Below are 19,272 nucleotides of genomic sequence, written 5' to 3' on the forward strand. Positions count from 1 at the left end.
GGCCGAGGTGGCTGGAAGTCAACTCGGCCGCACGTGCGACGTCAAGAAGTAAATCCTTAACGAGATGGCAACGGTGCCATACGTTCTCTAAGTGAAGGCAGGGGCCGCCACGGTCAGGGTTCCGTCCAAAAGGGTCGAATCCCCCATCTCGCTGAGCGCCAGCGCGAGGGCGCCCAGCACCTCCGCACGGCCGCCGAGTGCCCCGGGGAGCACGGACAGTTGACGCGCGGCGCTGGGGATGGCGTAGCGGCCCACGGACTCCCGGATGGGGCCGAGGACCAGCTCGCCCGCCTCCGCGAGATCACCGCCGAGGACCACCCGGCTCGGGTTGAGCAGGTTGCAGAGATTGGCCACCCCGCTGCCGATGTGCCGGCCGACGTCGGCGATCACCCGGCGGCAGCCCGGGTCCCCGTCCCGGGCCAGCCGCACCACGCCCTCCATGGTCAGCTCGGTGCCGTGGCTCGGCTGGAGCAGCGGCAGCACGTAGCGGGCCGCGGTGAAGGTCTCCAGGCAGCCGCGGTTGCCGCAGCGGCAGACCGGTCCCGACTCGTCGAGCGTGATGTGCCCGATCTCGCCTGCGGTGCCGCCGGGGCCGCGGTAGATCTTGCCGTTGATCACCAGACCGGCGCCCACACCGCTGGCGATCTTGATGTACGCCAGGTCGCGCACCCCGCGCCCGCTGCCCCAGACCAGCTCGCCCAGGGCGCCGAGGTTGGCGTCGTTGTCCACGTGCACCGGGACACCGAGGCGCCCGCGCAGCTCCTCGGCGGGCTTGATGCCGCCCCAGCCCGGCAGGATCGCGGTGGAGCCCAGCGTGCCGGACTCCACGTCGATCGGTCCGGGCACGCCGAGGCCCACCCCGGCGATCTTGGCGCGGTCCACCCCGGTGGCCGTGATCAGCCGGCTGACCAGCTCCTCGGCCCGGTCGAAGCCCTCGCTGGAGGAGGCGTCCACGTCCAGTGGCTCGGACTCCTCGGCGAGCACCTGGTGGGCCAGGTTCCCGATCGCGACCCGCAAATGGGTGTGCCCGAAGTCGACCCCTATGACGATCCCGGCGTCTCCGCTCAGGGAGACGCTGCGGGCCCGGCGCCCGCCCGCTGACGTGGGGGTGACCTGGACCGTCCCCCCGTCCTTCAGCTCCCGCACGATGTTGGAGACCGTCGCCGCGGACAGACCCGTGGTCCGCGCGATCTCCGCCTGGGTGAGGGATCCGGCAAGACGCACGGCACGTACGACCCGCTCCAGGTTGGCTCGGTGCAGCGACGACTGCGACCCTGGAGTCTCCACGACGACCTCCTGAGCGCGGGGCCGCTTCGGCGAGGCCCCGTCCATGTCCAACAAGTGAACTCTAAGATGAGCCGTTCGGGTCGCCTCCCGTCAAGAGGTTGAACCGTTTCAGGGGCCACGGAGAACGACGCTGGCATGCACAGGACAGCACGTCAGGGCACCGGGAATCGGCTCGCGGACATGCACAGGACCGCCCCCGGCATATCGCCGGGGGCGGTCCTGGAGCGGCGGGGCCTCGCGGCCCCCGAAGCTATTTCAGCGCACCTGCGGTGAGCCCCTGCACCACCTGTCGCTGGAAGATGATGTACGCCGCCAGCACCGGCAGCATCGCCATCACCAGGCCCGCGAAAAGGCCCGACCAGTCGCCCTTGTAACCCTGGCTGACGGCCAGCTGGACCAGGCCCTGGGTGAGGACGCGTTTGTCCGGGTCGGTGTTCAGCACGGTCGGGAGGATGTACTGGTTCCACTGCCCCAGGAAATTGAAGATCCCGACGCTGATCAGGCCGGGCTTCGCCATCGGCAGCATGATCTGGAAGAACGTCCGGGTGTGCGAGGCGCCGTCCACGAAGGCGGCCTCGGCCACCGAACTGGGCAGCGACCGGAAGAACGCCGTCAGGAAGAACACCGTGAAGGGCAGCGAATAGGCGATATAGACCAGGATCAGCCCGTGGATGGTGTTCAGCAGCCCCATGTTGTTCACGACGTAGAACAGCGGGACCAGCGCCAGAATGACCGGGAAACTCATGCCGGCGATGAACAGGTAATAGATGAACCGGTTGCCCGGGAATTCGAAGCGGGCCAGTACGTAGGCCGCCATCGAGCCGAGCACCAGCGTGCCCACGAGCGAGCCGCCGACCACCAGGACGGTGTTCAGGAAGTAGTCGCTCATATGGGCGTCGTTCCACGCCCGGGACCAGTTGTCGAAGTGCAGCTTGTCGGGCAGCGCCCAGGGCGAGCTGAAGATGGCCCCGTCGGACTTGAAGGAGGTCATCACCGCCCACACCAGCGGCAGCACGACCATGATCGCCCAGATGATCAGGACCCCGTGCGAGAAGACGTTGAGGACCCCGCCCTCCTTCTTCTGGCGGGGCTCCTTCTTCGCGCCGGGGGTGCCGGTCTTGGTGACGGCGACGCCGGGCTCGGCCGGCACGGGGGCGGGGGTCTCGGTGGTTTCCATGCTCAGAACTCCAGCCGCTCGCGCCGGCCCAGCTTCATCACGAGGGCCGAGAAGGCCAGTGTGACGACGAGCAGGGCGACGCCGATCGTGGTGGCGTAGGCGGCCTGACCGTCACGGAACGCCTTCTGGTACACGTACAGGACCATGACGGTGGTCGAGTAGTCGGGGCCGCCGGGGCCGGTCGTCATGATCTGCACGACGGCGAAGGACTCCGCGCCGAGCGCGAGGATGCCCATGTAGACCCAGCCGGACTGCACGGTGTCCCACAGCAGCGGCAGGGTGATGCGGAAGAAGGTGGTGAAGCGGCTCGCGCCGTCCAGCAGCGCCGCCTCGTACAGGTCCGCCGGGATGGAGGCCATCGCCGCCGAGAAGAGCACCACGAAGAAGCCGGTGGTCGACCAGACGAGCACGGCCATGACGCACCACAGGGCCAGGTTCGGGTCGCCCAGCCACAGCGGCTGGAGGCTGCCGAGCCCGACCCCGCGCAGCAGGGAGTTGATCGCCCCGCTGTCCGGGTTGTACGCGAAGGCGAAGAGCAGGGCGACGATGGCGATCGACAGCACCTGCGGGAAGAAGTAGACGATCTTGTAGAAGGAGGAGCCGCGGACACCGCTGATCGCCGGTCCGCCCCTCCTGCGCCGCCCGCCGACATTGATCATGAAGGAGAAGAACAGCGCCAGCCCGATCGTCACCACCGGCAGTACCAGGGCGAACACCAGGCTGTGCTGCAACGACTTCCAGAAGATCTCGTCGTCGAACATCCGCTTGTAGTTGTCGACGCCGACCATCTTGAAGTCGGGACTCAGGCCCGTCCAGTCCGTGAACGAGTAGTAGATGGACTGGATGAACGGCCAGACGACGAAGAGCGCGTACAGCCCCAGGGGTACCACCAGGAACCCCACGATGAACCGGTACTTGCCGTGCTGCATTGCTAGCGACCCCGATCTGAAGGGCGGGCGGTGCCGCCAGGGTCCGTCCGGCGGCCTGACCGACCGCCGGACGGACCCTGATGACGAGCCCTCACTGGTGCTTGTAGTGCTTGATCGACGTGTCCTTGGCGGCCTCGTCGGCGAAGCCCTGGATCTTCTTGATGGTCTCCGCCGGGGTGGCACGGCCGGCCATCATCTCGCCGAGACCGGACACACCGATCTTCTCCTTCTGGAGCTGCACGTACCAGTCCTGCAAGCGCGGGTTCACCACATTGGTGCCCGCCTTCTCCAGCGCCGCCACACCCGACTTCAGACCGGGGGTCAGGTCGATGCCGGTGGTGCCGCCGTTGTACGCGGTCAGCGACTTCACCTTGGCGGTGAAGTTCTTGGAGGACGCCTCGCTGAGCATGATGCGCAGCTGCTCCATGCCGCCCTCGGTGTTCGCGGCCTTGGCCGGGACGATGAAGGGCTCGCCGCCGGAGGCCCAGATCGTGCCGAACGGCATCTTGTCGGAGCTGTCGAGGCCGGTGGGCGCGGAGACGGCGAGGTTGAAGTCCTTGGGGATGACGTTCGCCGACTCGTTCTCCACCCAGGAGCCGTTCGGGATGAAGAGCGCGTTGCCCTTGGCCCACGCGGTCTGCGACTGGATGTGGTCCAGACCGGGGGTGCCCTTGAGGATGAAGCCCTTCTTGTACAGCTCGTAGTACGCCTCGAAACAGGCCTTGACGGCCGGGTGCTTCCAGGCGTTCGGCTCCAGGTTGTCGATGGCGTCCAGGACGTCGCGGCCGCCGACCTTGCCGATCATCGGGTAGAGCGAGAACGGCAGGTAGTACGGGTACTTGCCCGCGTAGGTCCAGCCGGCCATGCCCTTGGCCTTGGCCTTGGTGCAGACCTTGATCATCTCGTCCCAGGTCTCCGGGTACTTCTCGTCCAGCGCGTCCAGCGCCTTCTGGGAGTACCAGACACCGTAGACGGTGTAGGCGTAGTAGAAGATCCAGACCGGCTTGCCGTCGAACTGGCCCATCTCGACGATGCCCGGACGCAGCGTGTCACGGACCTTCTTGCTCGGGTCGTCGTAGGACGGCGCGTCCAGCAGCGGGGTGAGGTCCGCGAGCTGGTTCTTGCCGACCAGCACACCCATGTCCATCTGCTCGGCGCCGGAGTTGTCGATGAGGTCCGGCGGGTTGCCCTGGTTGAACCGGGGCTGGAGCGTCGACTGGATCTTCTGGGTGGTGGTGAACTTCACCTTCGCCTTCGGGAAGTTCTTCTGGTAGATCTCGGTCGCGTCCTTGGCGTACTCCGAGCCGAAGCCGCCGTCGAAGAGGACGAATTCCATCTGCGCGGTGTCGTTGACACCGAGCGGATTCTTCGCCGTCTTCTTGCCCGCCTTGGCCTTGTCCTGGCCGTCGCCACCGCCACTGGCGCAGGCGGACAGGAAGCTCATCGCGGGCACGGACGCGAGTCCGAGGGCCGCGGACCTCTTGATGAGGGAACGGCGGCCGACGCCCCCGTGGTTCTCGGCGGAAGTGGATCCCATGCGCAAGTCCTCGCCTTCTCCAGGACTCAGGCGGTGAACCGGATCCTCCCCGGCACCGCGGTAGGCCAAGCTGGGTCATGCAAAAAGTACTTCGTTGCGTCATCCACCGGGAGCACTGGGAGAACAAGGAGGCCGACGTGTTTCGCACGTCAAACCACCTTTCCGGCTCCCCCGGCGGCCGCGGCCGAGCAGTCGAACGGCTTCGCGGACGCCGACAGGTATAGTCCACTTCAGGCGGACGGAGCAAGATCGAACGCAAGGTTCACTGTCGGTCTTTTCCGAGTTGAGACCTCACGGAAATATGAACCCCCTGTGGGGGTCCTTGACGGAAATATCCGGGACTTCACGCCCGAATGCCGCACCCAACACCCTTGACATCCCTGGTCACTTGACTCCCTACTGGTGCTTGCGCCGAATTTGACAACGTTGTCCGGCGCCAGAAGAACCAGGGAGGGTGCCCTCGTATGCAGCGCAGAATACGGCACAGATGGGGTCCGGCGGTCGTGGTCACGGCCGCCTTCGCCTTGGCCGCGGGTTCCCAGGGGGCGGCGGTGGCCCTGCCGGGCAAGGCCCCGGCGGCGGCCCGGGAGTTCACGTCCTCGTTCGAGTCCGGCGACCCGGCACCGGACTGGCTGAACACGGTCGACACCGGGCGGGACGGCGGCAAGCGCGCCTCGGGCGTGGACGGCGGCTACAGCACCGGTATCCCGGGCAATGTGGACGACCATGTCACCGGGTTGCGGGCCAGCGCCGAGAACAGCGGCTCGGGCGAGGTGAAGGAGAACCTGGTCGACGGCGAGCCGGGCACCAAATGGCTCGCGTTCGAATCCACCGGCTGGGTGGAGTTCGACCTCGACAAACCCATAAAAATCACTCGATACGCTCTCACTTCCGCCAATGACTACGGCGAGCGCGACCCGAAGGACTGGACGCTCCAGGGCTCCGCCGACGGCAAGGACTGGAAGACCGTCGACAGCCGCTCCGGGGAATCCTTCGCCCAGCGGCTCCAGACGAAGACCTACGACCTCGCCGCCCCGGCCGAGTACCAGCACTTCCGGCTCGACATCAGCAAGAACAACGGCGCCTCGGGCATACTCCAGCTCGCCGATGTGCAGTTCTCCACCGGCGACGACGGCGGGTCCACCCCGCCGGACATGCTCTCGCTGGTCGACCGCGGCCCCAGCGGCTCGCCGACCGCGAAGGCCGGCGCGGGCTACACCGGCACCCGGGCCCTGCGCTACGCCGGACGGCACACCGCCAAGGGCCGCGCCTACTCGTACAACAAGATCTTCGACGTGAACGTCAAGGTCACCCGGGACACCCAGCTGTCCTACCGCCTCTTCCCGTCGATGGCGGACGGCGACCGCGACTACGACGCCACGAACGTCTCCGTCGACCTCGCCTTCACCGACGGCACCTATCTGAGCGGTCTCGGCGCCACCGACCAGCACGGCTTCGCCCTGAGCCCGCAGGCGCAGGGCGCCGCCAAGACGCTCTACGTCAACCAGTGGAACAACGTCTCCTCGCGGATCGGGTCGGTCGCGGCCGGCAAGACCGTCGACCGCGTCCTGCTCGCCTACGACTCCCCCAGCGGCCCGGCGAAGTTCCGCGGCTGGCTGGACGACGTGTCGATCAAGCAGGCCGCGCCCGAGCGCCCCAAGGCGCACCTGGCCGACTACGCGCTGACCACCCGCGGCACCAACTCCAGCGGCAGCTTCTCGCGCGGCAACAACTTCCCCGCGACCGCCGTGCCGCACGGCTTCAACTTCTGGACCCCGGTCACCAACGCGGGTTCGCAGAGCTGGCTGTACGAATACGCACGTGCGAACAACAGCGACAACCTGCCCACCATCCAGGCGTTCGCCGCCAGCCACGAGCCCAGCCCGTGGATGGGCGACCGGCAGACCTTCCAGGTGATGCCGTCGGCCGCGTCCGGCACCCCGGACACCGGCCGGACCGCCCGCGCGCTGCCCTTCCGACACGAGAAGGAGACCGCGCACCCCTACTACTACGGCGTCACCTTCGAGAACGGCGTCAAGGCCGAGATGTCCCCGACCGACCACGCGGCGGCGCTGCGCTTCACCTACCCCGGTGACGACGCCAGCGTCCTGTTCGACAACGTCACCGACCAGGCCGGTCTGACCCTGGACAAGGAGCACGGCGTCGTCACCGGCTTCTCGGACGTGAAGTCCGGGCTGTCCACCGGCGCCACCCGGCTCTTCGTCTACGGCGTCTTCGACAAGCCCGTCAAGGACGGCTCGTCCTCCGGCGTCAAGGGCTACCTCCGCTTCGACGCGGGCAAGAGCCGCAGCGTCACGCTGCGCCTGGCCACCTCGCTGATCAGCGTCGACCAGGCCAAGGACAACCTGCGCCAGGAGATCCCGGCGGGCACCTCCTTCGGCACGGTCGAGCAGCGCGCCCAGCGCACCTGGGACAAGCTGCTCGGCAAGGTCGAGGTCCAGGGCGCCACCCCGGACCAGCTGACCACGCTGTACTCCAGCATGTACCGGCTGTACCTGTACCCGAACTCGGGCTTCGAGAAGGTCGGCGGCAAGGACCGCTACGCCTCCCCGTTCTCGGCGATGACCGGCGAGGACACACCGACGCAGACCGGCGCCAAGATCGTCGACGGCAAGGTGTACGTCAACAACGGCTTCTGGGACACCTACCGCACCACCTGGCCCGCGTACTCGCTGCTGACGCCCTCCAAGGCCGGTGAGATGGTCGACGGGTTCGTGCAGGGCTACAAGGACGGCGGCTGGACCTCCCGCTGGTCCTCCCCCGGCTACGCCGACCTGATGACGGGCACCTCCTCGGACGTGGCGTTCGCCGACGCGTACGTCAAGGGCGTCCCCATGGACGCGAAGGCGGCGTACGACGCGGCTGTCAAGAACGCCACCGTGGTGCCCCCGTCCTCCGGGGTGGGCCGCAAGGGCATGAGCACCTCGCCCTTCCTCGGCTACACCAGCACCGCCACCGGTGAGGGCCTGTCCTGGGCCATGGAGGGCTACGTCAACGACTACGGCATCGCCGAGATGGGCGAGGCCCTCTACAAGAAGACCGGGCAGCAGCACTACAAGGACGAGGCGCAGTACTTCCTCAACCGCGCCCAGGACTACGTGAAGATGTTCGACCCGAAGGCCGGCTTCTTCCAGGGCAAGGACGCCAAGGGCAACTGGCGCGTCGACTCCGCGAAGTACGACCCGCGCGTGTGGGGCTACGACTACACGGAGACGAACGGCTGGGGCTACGCCTTCACCGCCCCGCAGGACAGCCGGGGCCTGGCCAACCTGTACGGCGGCCAGAAGGGCCTGGCGGACAAGCTCGACACGTACTTCGCCACCCCGGAGACGGCCACCTCCGAGTTCGCCGGCTCCTACGGCGGGATCATCCACGAGATGACCGAGGCGCGGGACGTGCGGATGGGCCAGTACGGCCACTCCAACCAGGTCGCCCACCACGTCACGTACATGTACGACGCGGCCGGGCAGCCCTGGAAGGCGCAGGAGAAGATCCGCGAGGTCCTCTCCCGGCTGTACGTGGGCAGTGAGATCGGCCAGGGCTACCACGGCGACGAGGACAACGGCGAGCAGTCGGCCTGGTACCTCTTCTCCTCGCTCGGCTTCTACCCGCTGGTCATGGGCAGCGGCGAGTACGCGATAGGCAGCCCGCTGTTCACGAAGGCGACCGTGCACCTGGAGAACGGCCACGACCTGGTCGTCAAGGCGCCGCGCAACAGCGCCCGGAACATCTATGTGCAGGGCGTCCGGTTCAACGGCAAGAGGTGGGACTCGACGAACCTGCCGCACTCGCTGCTGTCCAAGGGCGGGGTCCTGGAGTTCGACATGGGCCCGCGGCCCTCGAAGTGGGGCACCGGCAAGAACGCGGCGCCGGTGTCGATCACGACCGGTGACAAGGCGCCCGCCCCGCGCGCGGACGTGCTCAAGGGCGAGGGCGCGCTGTTCGACGACACCTCGGCCACGGACGCCACGGTGACCACGGTGGACCTGCCGGTGACCGGCGCCGCCAAGGCCGTCCAGTACACGCTGACCTCGTCGGGCGACCGCACGAAGGCACCGAGGGGCTGGACGCTCCAGGCGTCCTCGGACGGCACGCACTGGCGGACGCTGGACCGGCGCTCGGGCGAGTCCTTCGCCTGGGACAAGCAGACCCGGCCGTTCACCATAGCCTCGCCGGGCACGTACCAGAAGTACCGGCTGGTGCTCGACGGTTCCGCGACGCTGGCGGAGGTGGAGCTGCTGGCCTGACGCGCACCCGGTGCGCGGCACAGCACAAGGGGCGGGTCCCGGCGGGCCCGCCCCTTCGTGCTGCCGCCGTGCGGCTCAGCCGGTCACTTCACCGCGAGGGCGAAGACATGCAGGTCGGTGTCGGACGGCAGTTTCACCGAGCGGATCTCCTTGCCCGCCGGGGCCGTGAAGGGCCGGGTGGCGAACACATAGGTGGCCACCGGGTCCTTGTCGGCGCCCGCGACATTGCGGTACGCGGTCCTGGCCACCACCGTGTTGCCGTACTGGACGGTGCCGCCGCCCCCGCCGACGGTCCAGTCGGTGAAGGCGAGGTCGGTCTCGGCCGTGGTGCCGTCGGTGTAGGTGACGGTGGCCTTGGCCTGCTGGTCGCCGTTGACCGCGCTGCCCACGAAGGACAGGGCGGAGGCGGGCGCGTCCAGGGTGATGCTCTGGCCGGCCGCGGAGACGTTGTCGGGGCGGCCGTCGGGCGAGCCGGGCCAGGTGAAGGCGAGGCCGTCCGCGGTGCCCCGGCCGCCGGCGGTGAGACCGGCCGCGGCGAGCGCCTGGCGGGAGTAGCTCCAGCCGCCGCCGTCGTAGTCGGCCTCGTCGTGGTCGCCGGTGTCGTCGGAGATGCCGGTGTTGTCGCGGGCGGCGAGCAGGGTGCCGGGGGCCGCGACGGTGAGGGCCACGGGCTGCTCGTAGGACTGCTCGCCGGAGGTCACCGTGACGCGCGCGTCGTAGTAGCCCTGCGCGGTGTCCTTCCCGGCGGTGAGGGTGATCTTCTGCGCGCCGCCGGTGACGGTGCCCTCGGCGGGGCTCGCCGTGACACCGGCCGGGGTGCTGACGCGGAAGTGCGCCTCGGGTCCCTGGCCGCCGTTCAGCGCCAGCGCGCGGACGGTGACCTCGGCGCTCTCACCGGGGGCGAGCGTCGCCGTGGTCGGGCCCACGCCGATCTGGTACGGCTGCTCGCCCTGCCGGAAGGACGGCGGCGCGGCGGACGGGGCGCTGCCCCAGGCGCGGTTCGGGGTCGAGGAGAGGGTGTAGTCCAGGCGTCCGCCGTCGCGGACGAAGGAGGCGGGCAGCCACGGCCGGTCGCTGGTGCGGCCGTCGACCTTCAGGGACTGCACGTAGGGCGATCCGGCCGCCGCTCCCCGGGCGCGCACGGAGATGTCGTTGCCCTGCGGGCGGTGGATCTCGGCGCGCTCGAACAGCGGGGAGGCGAGGACCAGTTCGGAGCGGGAGGGCACCTGCGGGTACATGCCGAGCGCGGAGAAGACGTACCAGGCGGACATGGCGCCCAGGTCGTCGTTGCCGGGGATGCCGCCGGGCTCGGTGGTCCACAGCTGCCGCATGGCGGCGCGGACGGTCTCCTGCGCCTTGTAGGGGGCGCCCGCGTAGTCGTAGAGGTAGGGGACGTTGATGGACGGCTCGTTGTCCATGGCGGCCTTGTCGCCGCCCTGGCCGGTGAAGGCCCAGCCGCCGCCCTCCGTGTGGAAGAAGGCGTCGAGGCGGTCGAGGGCCGCGCCCCGGCCGCCCATGGCCGCGAACAGCCCGGCCGGATCGTGCTGGACCATCCAGGTGTACTGGGCGGCGGTGCCCTCGACGAAGCCGTTGCCGGTGTCCGGGGTGAAGCCGGTCACCCAGCTGCCGTCCGCCTTGCGGTTGGCGATGTAGCCGCCGGAGGGGGTGGCCGCGACGTTGAAGTTGTTCTGCCACCACTGGGCGCGGCCGGCGAAGGCGTCCGCGGTCCTCTTCTGCCCGGCCGCGGCGGCGAGCTGGGAGAGGGAGAAGTCCGCCGTGGACATCTCCAGGGTCTCGGCGGCGCCGCCCCAGGCGTTGGAGACGGACGGCATGTAGTGCAGCTTGAGGTACTTGTCCAGGGAGGGCCGCTGACCGGCGGAGAGCACCGGCTTGCCGGCCGGGGAGAGGTCCTGCTCCGTCGGTACGGTGGCCGCCTTCACCAGGGAGGCCAGCGCGCCCCTGAGGTCGAAGTCGGTGCCGCCGAAGGCGCGGATGCCGGCCAGTGCGGTGGGCGAGGGGTCGCCGTTCATGACGTGGGTGCCGCTCGCGCCGTGCAGCCAGCGGTCCCACACGCCGCCGTTCTGCCGGGACAGCTCGTACAGCGACTGGGCGATGTCGGAGCCGGTGCGCGGGCTGAGCAGGGTGAGCAGCTGCACCTGGTCGCGGTAGACGTCCCAGCCGGAGAAGGTGCCGTACTGCGCCTGGTGGCCGCGGGCGACGGTGTGCACCTTGCCGTCCGGGCCCCGGTAGCGGCGGTCGGTGTCGCTGATGACGTTGGGGTGCAGCAGGGCGTGGTAGAGCGCGGTGTAGAAGGTGGTGCGCTCGTCGGTGGTGCCGCCGCCGACCTGGATCGCGCCCAGCCGTTCGCGCCAGGCGCGGCGGGCCGCGTCGCGGACGGCGTCGAAGGAGCGGCGGGGCGGGTTCTCGGCGGCGAGGTTGGCCGCCGCGCCCGCCTGGCTGACGTAGGAGATGCCGACCTTGACGCCGACCGGGCCGGTGCCGGGCGCGAACTCGACGTAGCCGCCGGCGCCCTTGCCCGCCACCGGCCGTCCGCCGTGCGAGAAGCCGCCGGTGCCGCCGGTGGCCTGCGTGGCGCCGGGGGTCAGCTTGTCGTCCTGCCAGGTGCCGGTCGCGGTGAAGGGCCGGTCGAAGCGGGCGGTGAAGTAGAGCGTGTAGTAGGCGCGCTGGCCCTCCGGGTCGAGGTAGCCGCAGAAGTTGCCGGAGGTGACCGAGCCGGACACGGTGCGGGTGGCCGGGTCGATGGTGACCGAGGAGTCGGTGGAGCCCAGCTCGGAGTTGGCGGTGCGGATCAGCAGCGAGGCGGGCTTGTCCGCGGGGTAGGTGAAGCGCGCCGAGCCGGTGCGGGCGGTCGCGGCGAGGTCGGCGGTGACCCCGGAGGCGAGGCCGACCTTGTAATGGCCCGGTTCGGCCTGCTCGTCGCGGTGCTGGAAGTCGGCGGCGTAGACGGCGTCCTTGGTGTCGCTCGCCGGTGAGGTGGTGACCTTCCCGGCGTACGGGAAGAACGGGATGTCGCCGCTGCCGCCCGCGCAGCCGGTGCCGGACATATGGGTGAGGCTGAAGCCGCGGATGCGGGTGGCGTCGTAGTGGTAGCCGCCGGGGGCGGTGGTGCGGGTGGCGTCGCCGCGGGTGTTCTCCGGGCTGAAGGAGAACATGCCGAAGGGCGTGACGGCGCCCGGGAAGGTGTCGCCGCCGTTCTTGGTGCCGATCAGCGGATCGACGTACGGCGTCGGGTCCTTCACCAGGGCGGGCCCGGATCCGCCGGGCGCGGTGGTCGCCGCGAGGGCGGGCGTGGCGCCGCCGGCCGCGAGTACCGCGGCCAGCAGCAGGGACATGGGACGGAAACGCATGACGCGGCCCCTCCTCCTTCAGGACGGGTCGCGCACCACGGAGCACACAAGCCGCAGGGACAGTAGCGCGCGCCGGTGGTACAGCGGAAGACCGCGCGCTCCACCGGCGTGTGCCGGGCCCTTCCGGTGGACGGCGGTCGGCCAAGGTGCTTGACATCGTTGTCCGTTACGGCGGTACAGTCATGTACAGACCAGTCAGACAACGTTGTCGCACCACGGCACCACCACAAGCCAGCACTGCCCCGGTCCGGCGTCCTCCCCCGGCGCCCGGCCGGCCGCTCGCGGACCCGGCGGCCACGCTTCCCCCCGCCGCCGCGCCCCGCACACGCGAGGGCCGCACCCCCTTCGCCGGGGGTGCGGCCCGAGTGCGCCCGTGCGCCTGCCGGTTACTTGCGGATCAGGCTGCGCAGCACGTACTGCATGATGCCGCCGTTGCGGTAGTAGTCCGCCTCGCCGGGGGTGTCGATGCGGACGACCGCGTCGAACTCGACGCCGGTGTCGGTGGTGACCTTCACCGTGCGCGGGGTGGTGCCGTTGTTCAGCTCCTCGACGCCGGTGAAGGAGAAGGTCTCCTCGCCGGTCAGGCCGAGGGACTCGGCGGTGCGGCCCTCGGGGAACTGGAGCGGCAGGACGCCCATGCCGATGAGGTTGGAGCGGTGGATGCGCTCGTAGGACTCGGCGATGACGGCCTTGACGCCGAGCAGCGCGGTGCCCTTGGCCGCCCAGTCGCGGGACGAGCCGGAGCCGTACTCCTTGCCCGCGAGGACGACCAGCGGGATGCCCTGGTCGATGTAGTTGCGGGAGGCGTCGTAGATGAAGGAGACCGGCGCGCCCTCCTGGGTGAAGTCGCGGGTGTAGCCGCCCTCGGTGCCCGGCGCGATCTGGTTGCGCAGGCGGATGTTGGCGAACGTGCCGCGGATCATGACCTCGTGGTTGCCCCGGCGCGAGCCGTAGGAGTTGAAGTCACGACGCTCCACACCGTGCTCGGTGAGGTACTTGCCGGCCGGGGTGTCGGCCTTGATGGCGCCGGCCGGGGAGATGTGGTCGGTGGTGACCGAGTCGCCCAGCTTGGCCAGCACCCGGGCGCCGGAGATGTCGGAGACCGGGGTGGTCTCCATCGTCATGCCCTCGAAGTACGGGGGCTTGCGGACGTAGGTCGACTCGGCGTCCCACTCGAAGGTGTTGCCGGTCGGGATCGGCAGCGCCTGCCACTGCGCGTCACCGGCGAAGACGTCCTGGTAGGACTTGTTGAACATGTCCTCGCCGATGGCGTTGGCCACGACGTCGTTGACCTCGGCCTCGGAGGGCCAGACGTCCTTCAGGTAGACCGGGTTGCCGTCCTGGTCGGTGCCGAGGGCGTCCTTGGTGATGTCCACCTTCATGGAGCCCGCCAGGGCGTACGCGACGACCAGCGGCGGGGAGGCCAGGTAGTTCATCTTGACGTCGGGGTTGATCCGGCCCTCGAAGTTGCGGTTGCCGGACAGCACCGAGGTGACGGCCAGGTCGTGCTCGTTGACCGCCCTGGAGACCTCCTCCGGCAGCGGGCCGGAGTTGCCGATGCAGGTGGTGCAGCCGTAGCCGACCAGGTTGAAGCCGACCTTGTCGAGGTACGGGGTCAGGCCCGCCTTGTCGAAGTAGTCGGTGACGACCTTGGACCCGGGGGCGAGGGTGGTCTTGACCCACGGCTTGCGGGTCAGGCCCTTCTCGACCGCCTTCTTGGCCACCAGGGCGGCGGCGACCATGACGTACGGGTTGGAGGTGTTGGTGCAGGAGGTGATGGCCGCGACGGTCACCGCACCGTGGTCCAGCGTGTAGGTCGTGCCGTCGGGGGCGGTGACCTGGACCGGGTTGGACGGCGCGCCGTTCGGGGTGACGGCCGGGGAGTCGGAGGCCGGGAAGGACTCCTTGCCCGCCTCGTCCACGACGTCCACGTAGTTGAGGACGTCCGACTTGAACTGCTGGGCGGCGTTCGCCAGGACGATGCGGTCCTGCGGGCGCTTGGGACCGGCGATGGACGGAACCACCGTGGAGAGGTCCAGCTCCAGCTTCTCGGAGAAGTCCGGCTCGGCCTTCGGGTCCAGCCAGAGGCCCTGCTCCTTGGCGTACGCCTCGACCAGCGCGACCTGCTGGTCGCTGCGGCCGGTCAGCCGCAGGTACTTCAGGGTCTCGTCGTCGATCGGGAAGATCGCGGCGGTGGAGCCGAACTCCGGCGACATGTTGCCGATGGTGGCGCGGTTGGCCAGGGAGGTGGCGGCCACGCCCTCGCCGTAGAACTCGACGAACTTGCCGACCACGCCGTGCTTGCGCAGCATCTCGGTGATGGTCAGCACCAGGTCGGTGGCGGTGGTGCCGGCCGGGAGCTCGCCGGTCAGCTTGAAGCCGACGACGCGCGGGATCAGCATGGAGACCGGCTGGCCGAGCATGGCGGCCTCGGCCTCGATGCCGCCGACGCCCCAGCCGAGGACGCCGAGGCCGTTGACCATGGTGGTGTGCGAGTCGGTGCCGACCAGGGTGTCGGGGTAGGCCCTGCCGTCGCGGACCATGACGACGCGGGCCAGCTTCTCGATGTTGACCTGGTGGACGATGCCGGTGCCCGGCGGGACGACCTTGAACTCGTCGAAGGCGGTCTGGCCCCAGCGCAGGAACTGGTAGCGCTCGCGGTTGCGGCCGTACTCCAGCTCGACGTTCTGCTGGAAGGCGTCGTTGGTGCCGAACTTGTCGGCGATGACGGAGTGGTCGATGACCAGCTCGGCCGGGGCCAGCGGGTTGATCTTGGCCGGGTCGCCGCCCAGCTCCTTCACGGCCTCGCGCATGGTCGCGAGGTCCACGACGCACGGGACACCGGTGAAGTCCTGCATGATCACACGGGCCGGCGTGAACTGGATCTCCTGCGACGGCTGGGCCTGGGAGTCCCAGGTGCCGAGGGCGCGGATGTGGTCGGCGGTGATGTTCGCGCCGTCCTCGGTGCGGAGCAGGTTCTCCAGCAGGACCTTCAGGCTGTAAGGCAGTCGGGCCGAGCCCTCGACCTTGTCAAGCCGGAAGATCTCGTACGACTCGTCGCCCACGTGCAGCGTGCTGCGGGCGTCGAAGCTGTTCGCCGACACGACAGTCTCCTTCATTGATGTGCGCGTACCACCACGATCCTGCCGCCACGCCAACTCGGCCAGTCCGCTAAGGTAGACCTAAGTTAGGTAGCCCTTACCCAGGTGACGGCGGTGGTGCTCCCCGGCAGATATCTCGATGTCGAGATAACTCTAGTACATGAGACCCGGAAGGTCATGCGCGCCCCGCACCCTCGGCCCGTTCCGGAGCCCAGGCGCGCCCCAGCACGCCCCGGCGCCACCCACCCCGGCACCACCCGGCCCGCCCGCCGCGCGGCCGCGCCGGAATTCCGCGACACACCCACCACAACAGCGGATGTCGTACGACATCGGGCGATTTGCCAGGTCCGTTCGGGTGACGCGGAACCCTTGCGAGCAGGGCGGACTGACGGCACATCACCCGAACGGACCCCCCGAGAGGTGCCATCTCATATCTGAGATAACCTCAACCCCATGGCAGACGACTACCTCGTACGCATCGGCAAGCTCATCCGCGACGCCCGGCAGCACCGCGGCTGGACGCAGGCGCAGCTCGCCGAGGCACTCGGCACCAGCCAGAGCGCCGTCAATCGCATCGAGCGCGGCAACCAGAACATCAGCCTTGAGATGATCGCCCGGATCGGCGAAGCGCTCGACAGTGAGATCGTCTCGCTCGGCTACGCGGGCCCGATGCATCTGCGGGTGGTCGGCGGCCGCCGGCTGTCCGGCGCCATCGACGTGAAGACCAGCAAGAACGCCTGTGTCGCGCTGCTGTGCGCCTCGCTGCTCAACAAGGGGCGCACGGTGCTGCGCCGGGTGGCCCGGATCGAGGAGGTCTACCGCCTCCTGGAGGTGCTGGGCTCCATCGGTGTGCGCACCCGCTGGATCAACGACGGCACCGATCTGGAGATCGTGCCGCCGGCCGACCTCGACCTGGGCACCATCGACGCCGAGGCCGCCGTCCGCACCCGCTCCATCATCATGTTCCTCGGTCCGCTGCTGCACCGCCTGGACCGCTTCAAGCTGCCCTACGCGGGCGGCTGCGACCTCGGTACGCGCACCATCGAGCCGCACATGATCGCGCTGCGCCGGTTCGGGCTGGACGTGGCCGCGACGGAGGGTCAGTACCACGCCGTGGTCGACCGCTCCGTCCGCCCGGACCGCCCGATCGTGCTGACCGAGCGCGGGGACACGGTGACCGAGAACGCGCTGCTGGCCGCCGCCCGGCACGACGGCGTGACCGTCATCCGCAACGCCTCCTCCAACTACATGGTCCAGGACCTGTGCTTCTTCCTGGAGGCGCTGGGCGTCCGGGTGGAGGGCATCGGCACCACCACGCTCACCGTGCACGGCGTGCCCGTCATCGACGTCGACGTCGACTACTCGCCCTCCGAGGACCCGGTGGAGGCGATGAGCCTGGTGGCCGCCGCCGTCGTCACGGAGTCCGAACTGACGGTCCGCCGCGTCCCGATCGAGTTCCTGGAGATCGAGCTGGCGGTCCTGGAGGAGATGGGCCTGGACCACGACCGCACGCCCGAGTACGTCGCGGACAACGGCCGCACCCGCCTGGTGGACCTCACCGTCCGGCCCTCCAAGCTGGAGGCGCCGATCGACAAGATCCACCCCATGCCGTTCCCCGGCCTGAACATCGACAACGTGCCCTTCTTCGCCGCCATCGCGGCCACCGCCCAGGGCAAGACCCTCATCCACGACTGGGTCTACGACAACCGCGCCATCTACCTGACGGACCTCAACCGACTCGGCGGCCGCCTCCAGCTCCTCGACCCGCACCGCGTCCTGGTCGAGGGCCCCACCCGCTGGCGCGCCGCCGAGATGATGTGCCCGCCGGCCCTGCGCCCCGCCGTCGTCGTCCTCCTCGCCATGATGGCCGCCGAGGGCACGTCCGTGCTGCGCAACGTGTACGTCATCAACCGCGGTTACGAGGACCTCGCGGAGCGGCTGAACTCGATCGGGGCGCAGATCGAGATCTTCCGGGACATCTGAAAGTCTTACGAAAAACTGCCGCCACACCCCTTCTGACCTGCACAAATGCAGCGTGAGAGGGGAGGCGGTGGAGCCTCTGGGACTTCTCAGGGACTTTGAGAAGCCGTGTCTCAACCGATCATGGAACGTGTGGTTCGAACGGGCTTCCCGCCTGGGTGATCTCCCCGTTGTCCGCGCATGAAGACAGGGCCTCTCGGTAGCTCGGGGATGCGAATCTGACCGAGCAGTGCCGGGAGGCCCTGGTGTCCTTGTTGTACGTGTCCGAGCCCGTCCAGTTCAACTCGGCTGCCCCATCGTGTGATTGCCTCGCGCACGTGTACGGCAACGCGGCCGACCGTCCCGACCGGGAACGCCGGTATCCGTCGGACATGACGGACGCGGAGTGGGCGGCCATCCGCCGTTGCTGCCGGTGCCGGCCTGGCTCCAGGGCCGGGGCGGGCGGCCCGAGGGCTACTGCCACCACCAGTTGCTGGACGCGATCCGTTACCTGGTCGCGGGCGGGATCTCCTGGCGGGCGATGCCTGCGGACTTTCCCGACTGGGGCCGGGTCTACGCCTTCTTCCGCCGCTGGCGCGAGCGCGGGCTGATCACCGAGTTCCACGACCGGCTGCGGGGGAAGGTCCGTGAACGCGAGGGCCGCGAGGCCGAGCCCACTGCGGGGATCATCGACGCGCAGTCGGTGCGGGCCGCCGCGACGGTGCCGGCCGCCTCACGCGGCTATGACGGCGGGAAGAAGGTGCCCGGAAGAGGTTCCTCGCGATGGGGGTGCCCCCGTGCCCGTTCAGGGCATGGGGGAGGGTGCGGCAGCGCTGCCAGGACGCGCCGGGCAGCGTGGCGCCGATCGCGTCGACGAGGCCGGCGTGGGCGTCGGAGACGACGAGCTGGACGCCGGACAGGCCCCGGGCGACGAGTGAGCGCAGGAAGGCGAGCCAGCCCGCGCCGTCCTCGGCGGTCGCGACGTCCAGCCCCAGGATCTCCCGGTGCCCGTCGGCGTTGACGCCCACCGCGACCAGGGCGTGGACGTTGATGATCCGGCCGCCTTCTCGGACCTTCTGAGTCAGGGCGTCGACCCAGACGAAGGTGTAGGGGCCGGCGTCGAGCGGCCGGTTGCGGAAGGCGGTGACCTGCTCGTCGAGATGCTTGGCCATCGCGCTGACCTGGGACTTCGAGAGCTGGGTGACGCCGAGGGACTCGGCGAGTTTCTCGACGCGGCGGGTTGAGACACCGAGGAGGTAGGCGGTGGCGACCACCGAGATCAGGGCCTGCTCCGCCCGCCGACGGCGTTCGAGGAGCCAGTGCGGGAAGTAGCTCCCGCTGCGGAGTTTGGGGACGGCGAGTTCGACGGTGCCGGCGCGGGTGTCCCACTCGCGCGGACGGTATCCGTTGCGGTGGTTGACGCGTTCGTCGCTGACCTGCCCGTATTCGGCATTGCAGAGGGCATCCGCCTCCGCGGACATGAGCGCGTCGGCGAACGTCTTGATCATCGCGCGCAGCAGATCGGGACTCGCCGCGGCGAGGTTGTTCTCGGCGAGGGCGTGCAGGGGCAGACGGTCGGGTGCGGTCATCGTGCTGTTCTCCTTCGAGGCTTCGACACTTCGAAGATCAGCCGGTGGCCGTTCGTC

At 69.3% G+C, this 19,272-nt stretch carries 8 protein-coding genes and 2 pseudogenes; 3 read left to right on the forward strand and 7 right to left on the reverse strand.

The genetic code is table 11. The features are described 5' to 3' along the window. Positions 1-87: 87 nt before the first annotated feature. From B086_RS0100405 to ngcE, 4 genes are all read right to left on the reverse strand, one after another. Positions 88-1,287 carry an ROK family transcriptional regulator gene (locus B086_RS0100405; protein ID WP_026251969.1) on the reverse strand — a complete coding sequence of 400 codons (1,200 nt, stop codon included), beginning with the start codon at positions 1,285-1,287 and terminating at the stop codon, positions 88-90. Between the two features lie 250 nt (positions 1,288-1,537). After that, the gene (locus B086_RS0100410) at positions 1,538-2,464 is read right to left on the reverse strand and encodes a carbohydrate ABC transporter permease (protein ID WP_018564438.1); all 927 of its coding nucleotides are present in this window, start codon (positions 2,462-2,464) and stop codon (positions 1,538-1,540) included. A gap of 2 nt (positions 2,465-2,466) precedes the next feature. Further along, positions 2,467-3,393 (reverse strand): carbohydrate ABC transporter permease, encoded by a 927-nt coding sequence (locus tag B086_RS0100415; RefSeq protein ID WP_018564439.1) that lies wholly within the window; start codon positions 3,391-3,393, stop codon positions 2,467-2,469. Positions 3,394-3,484: 91 nt separating this feature from the next. After that, entirely contained in the window at positions 3,485-4,930 is a 1,446-nt protein-coding gene (gene ngcE / locus B086_RS0100420; RefSeq protein WP_018564440.1) for an N-acetylglucosamine/diacetylchitobiose ABC transporter substrate-binding protein, read from the reverse strand. A 464-nt stretch (positions 4,931-5,394) separates the two neighbouring features. Between ngcE and B086_RS0100425 the strand changes: the two genes are divergently transcribed. Beyond that, a complete protein-coding gene (locus tag B086_RS0100425) occupies positions 5,395-9,198 on the forward strand; it encodes a GH92 family glycosyl hydrolase (protein WP_199790703.1) in 3,804 nt (1,267 codons plus the stop codon). 83 nt (positions 9,199-9,281) lie between these two features. On the opposite strand, the gene B086_RS0100430 is transcribed toward B086_RS0100425, so the two are convergent. Both B086_RS0100430 and acnA read right to left on the reverse strand, forming a co-directional pair. Continuing rightward, positions 9,282-12,566: a GH92 family glycosyl hydrolase gene (locus tag B086_RS0100430; RefSeq protein WP_026251970.1), complete on the reverse strand. Its 3,285-nt coding sequence runs from the start codon at positions 12,564-12,566 to the stop codon at positions 9,282-9,284. 386 nt (positions 12,567-12,952) lie between these two features. Further along, positions 12,953-15,670 carry an aconitate hydratase AcnA gene (gene acnA / locus B086_RS0100435; protein WP_018564443.1) on the reverse strand — a complete coding sequence of 906 codons (2,718 nt, stop codon included), beginning with the start codon at positions 15,668-15,670 and terminating at the stop codon, positions 12,953-12,955. A 450-nt stretch (positions 15,671-16,120) separates the two neighbouring features. Between acnA and B086_RS0100440 the strand changes: the two genes are divergently transcribed. Next, positions 16,121-17,650, forward strand: a complete 1,530-nt coding sequence (locus B086_RS0100440; RefSeq protein ID WP_018564444.1) for a helix-turn-helix domain-containing protein — start codon at positions 16,121-16,123, stop codon at positions 17,648-17,650. Between the two features lie 409 nt (positions 17,651-18,059). After that, a pseudogene (locus tag B086_RS45225) lies at positions 18,060-18,191 on the forward strand (transposase); the annotation flags it as partial. A 256-nt stretch (positions 18,192-18,447) separates the two neighbouring features. Here the strand turns inward: B086_RS45225 and B086_RS38795 are convergent. Further along, positions 18,448-19,215, reverse strand: a pseudogene (locus B086_RS38795) (IS256 family transposase); the annotation flags it as partial. Between the last annotated feature and the right edge of the window lie 57 nt (positions 19,216-19,272).

Origin of the sequence: Streptomyces sp. PsTaAH-124, from assembly GCF_000373685.1 — a bacterium.
Lineage (GTDB): Bacteria > Actinomycetota > Actinomycetes > Streptomycetales > Streptomycetaceae > Streptomyces > Streptomyces andamanensis.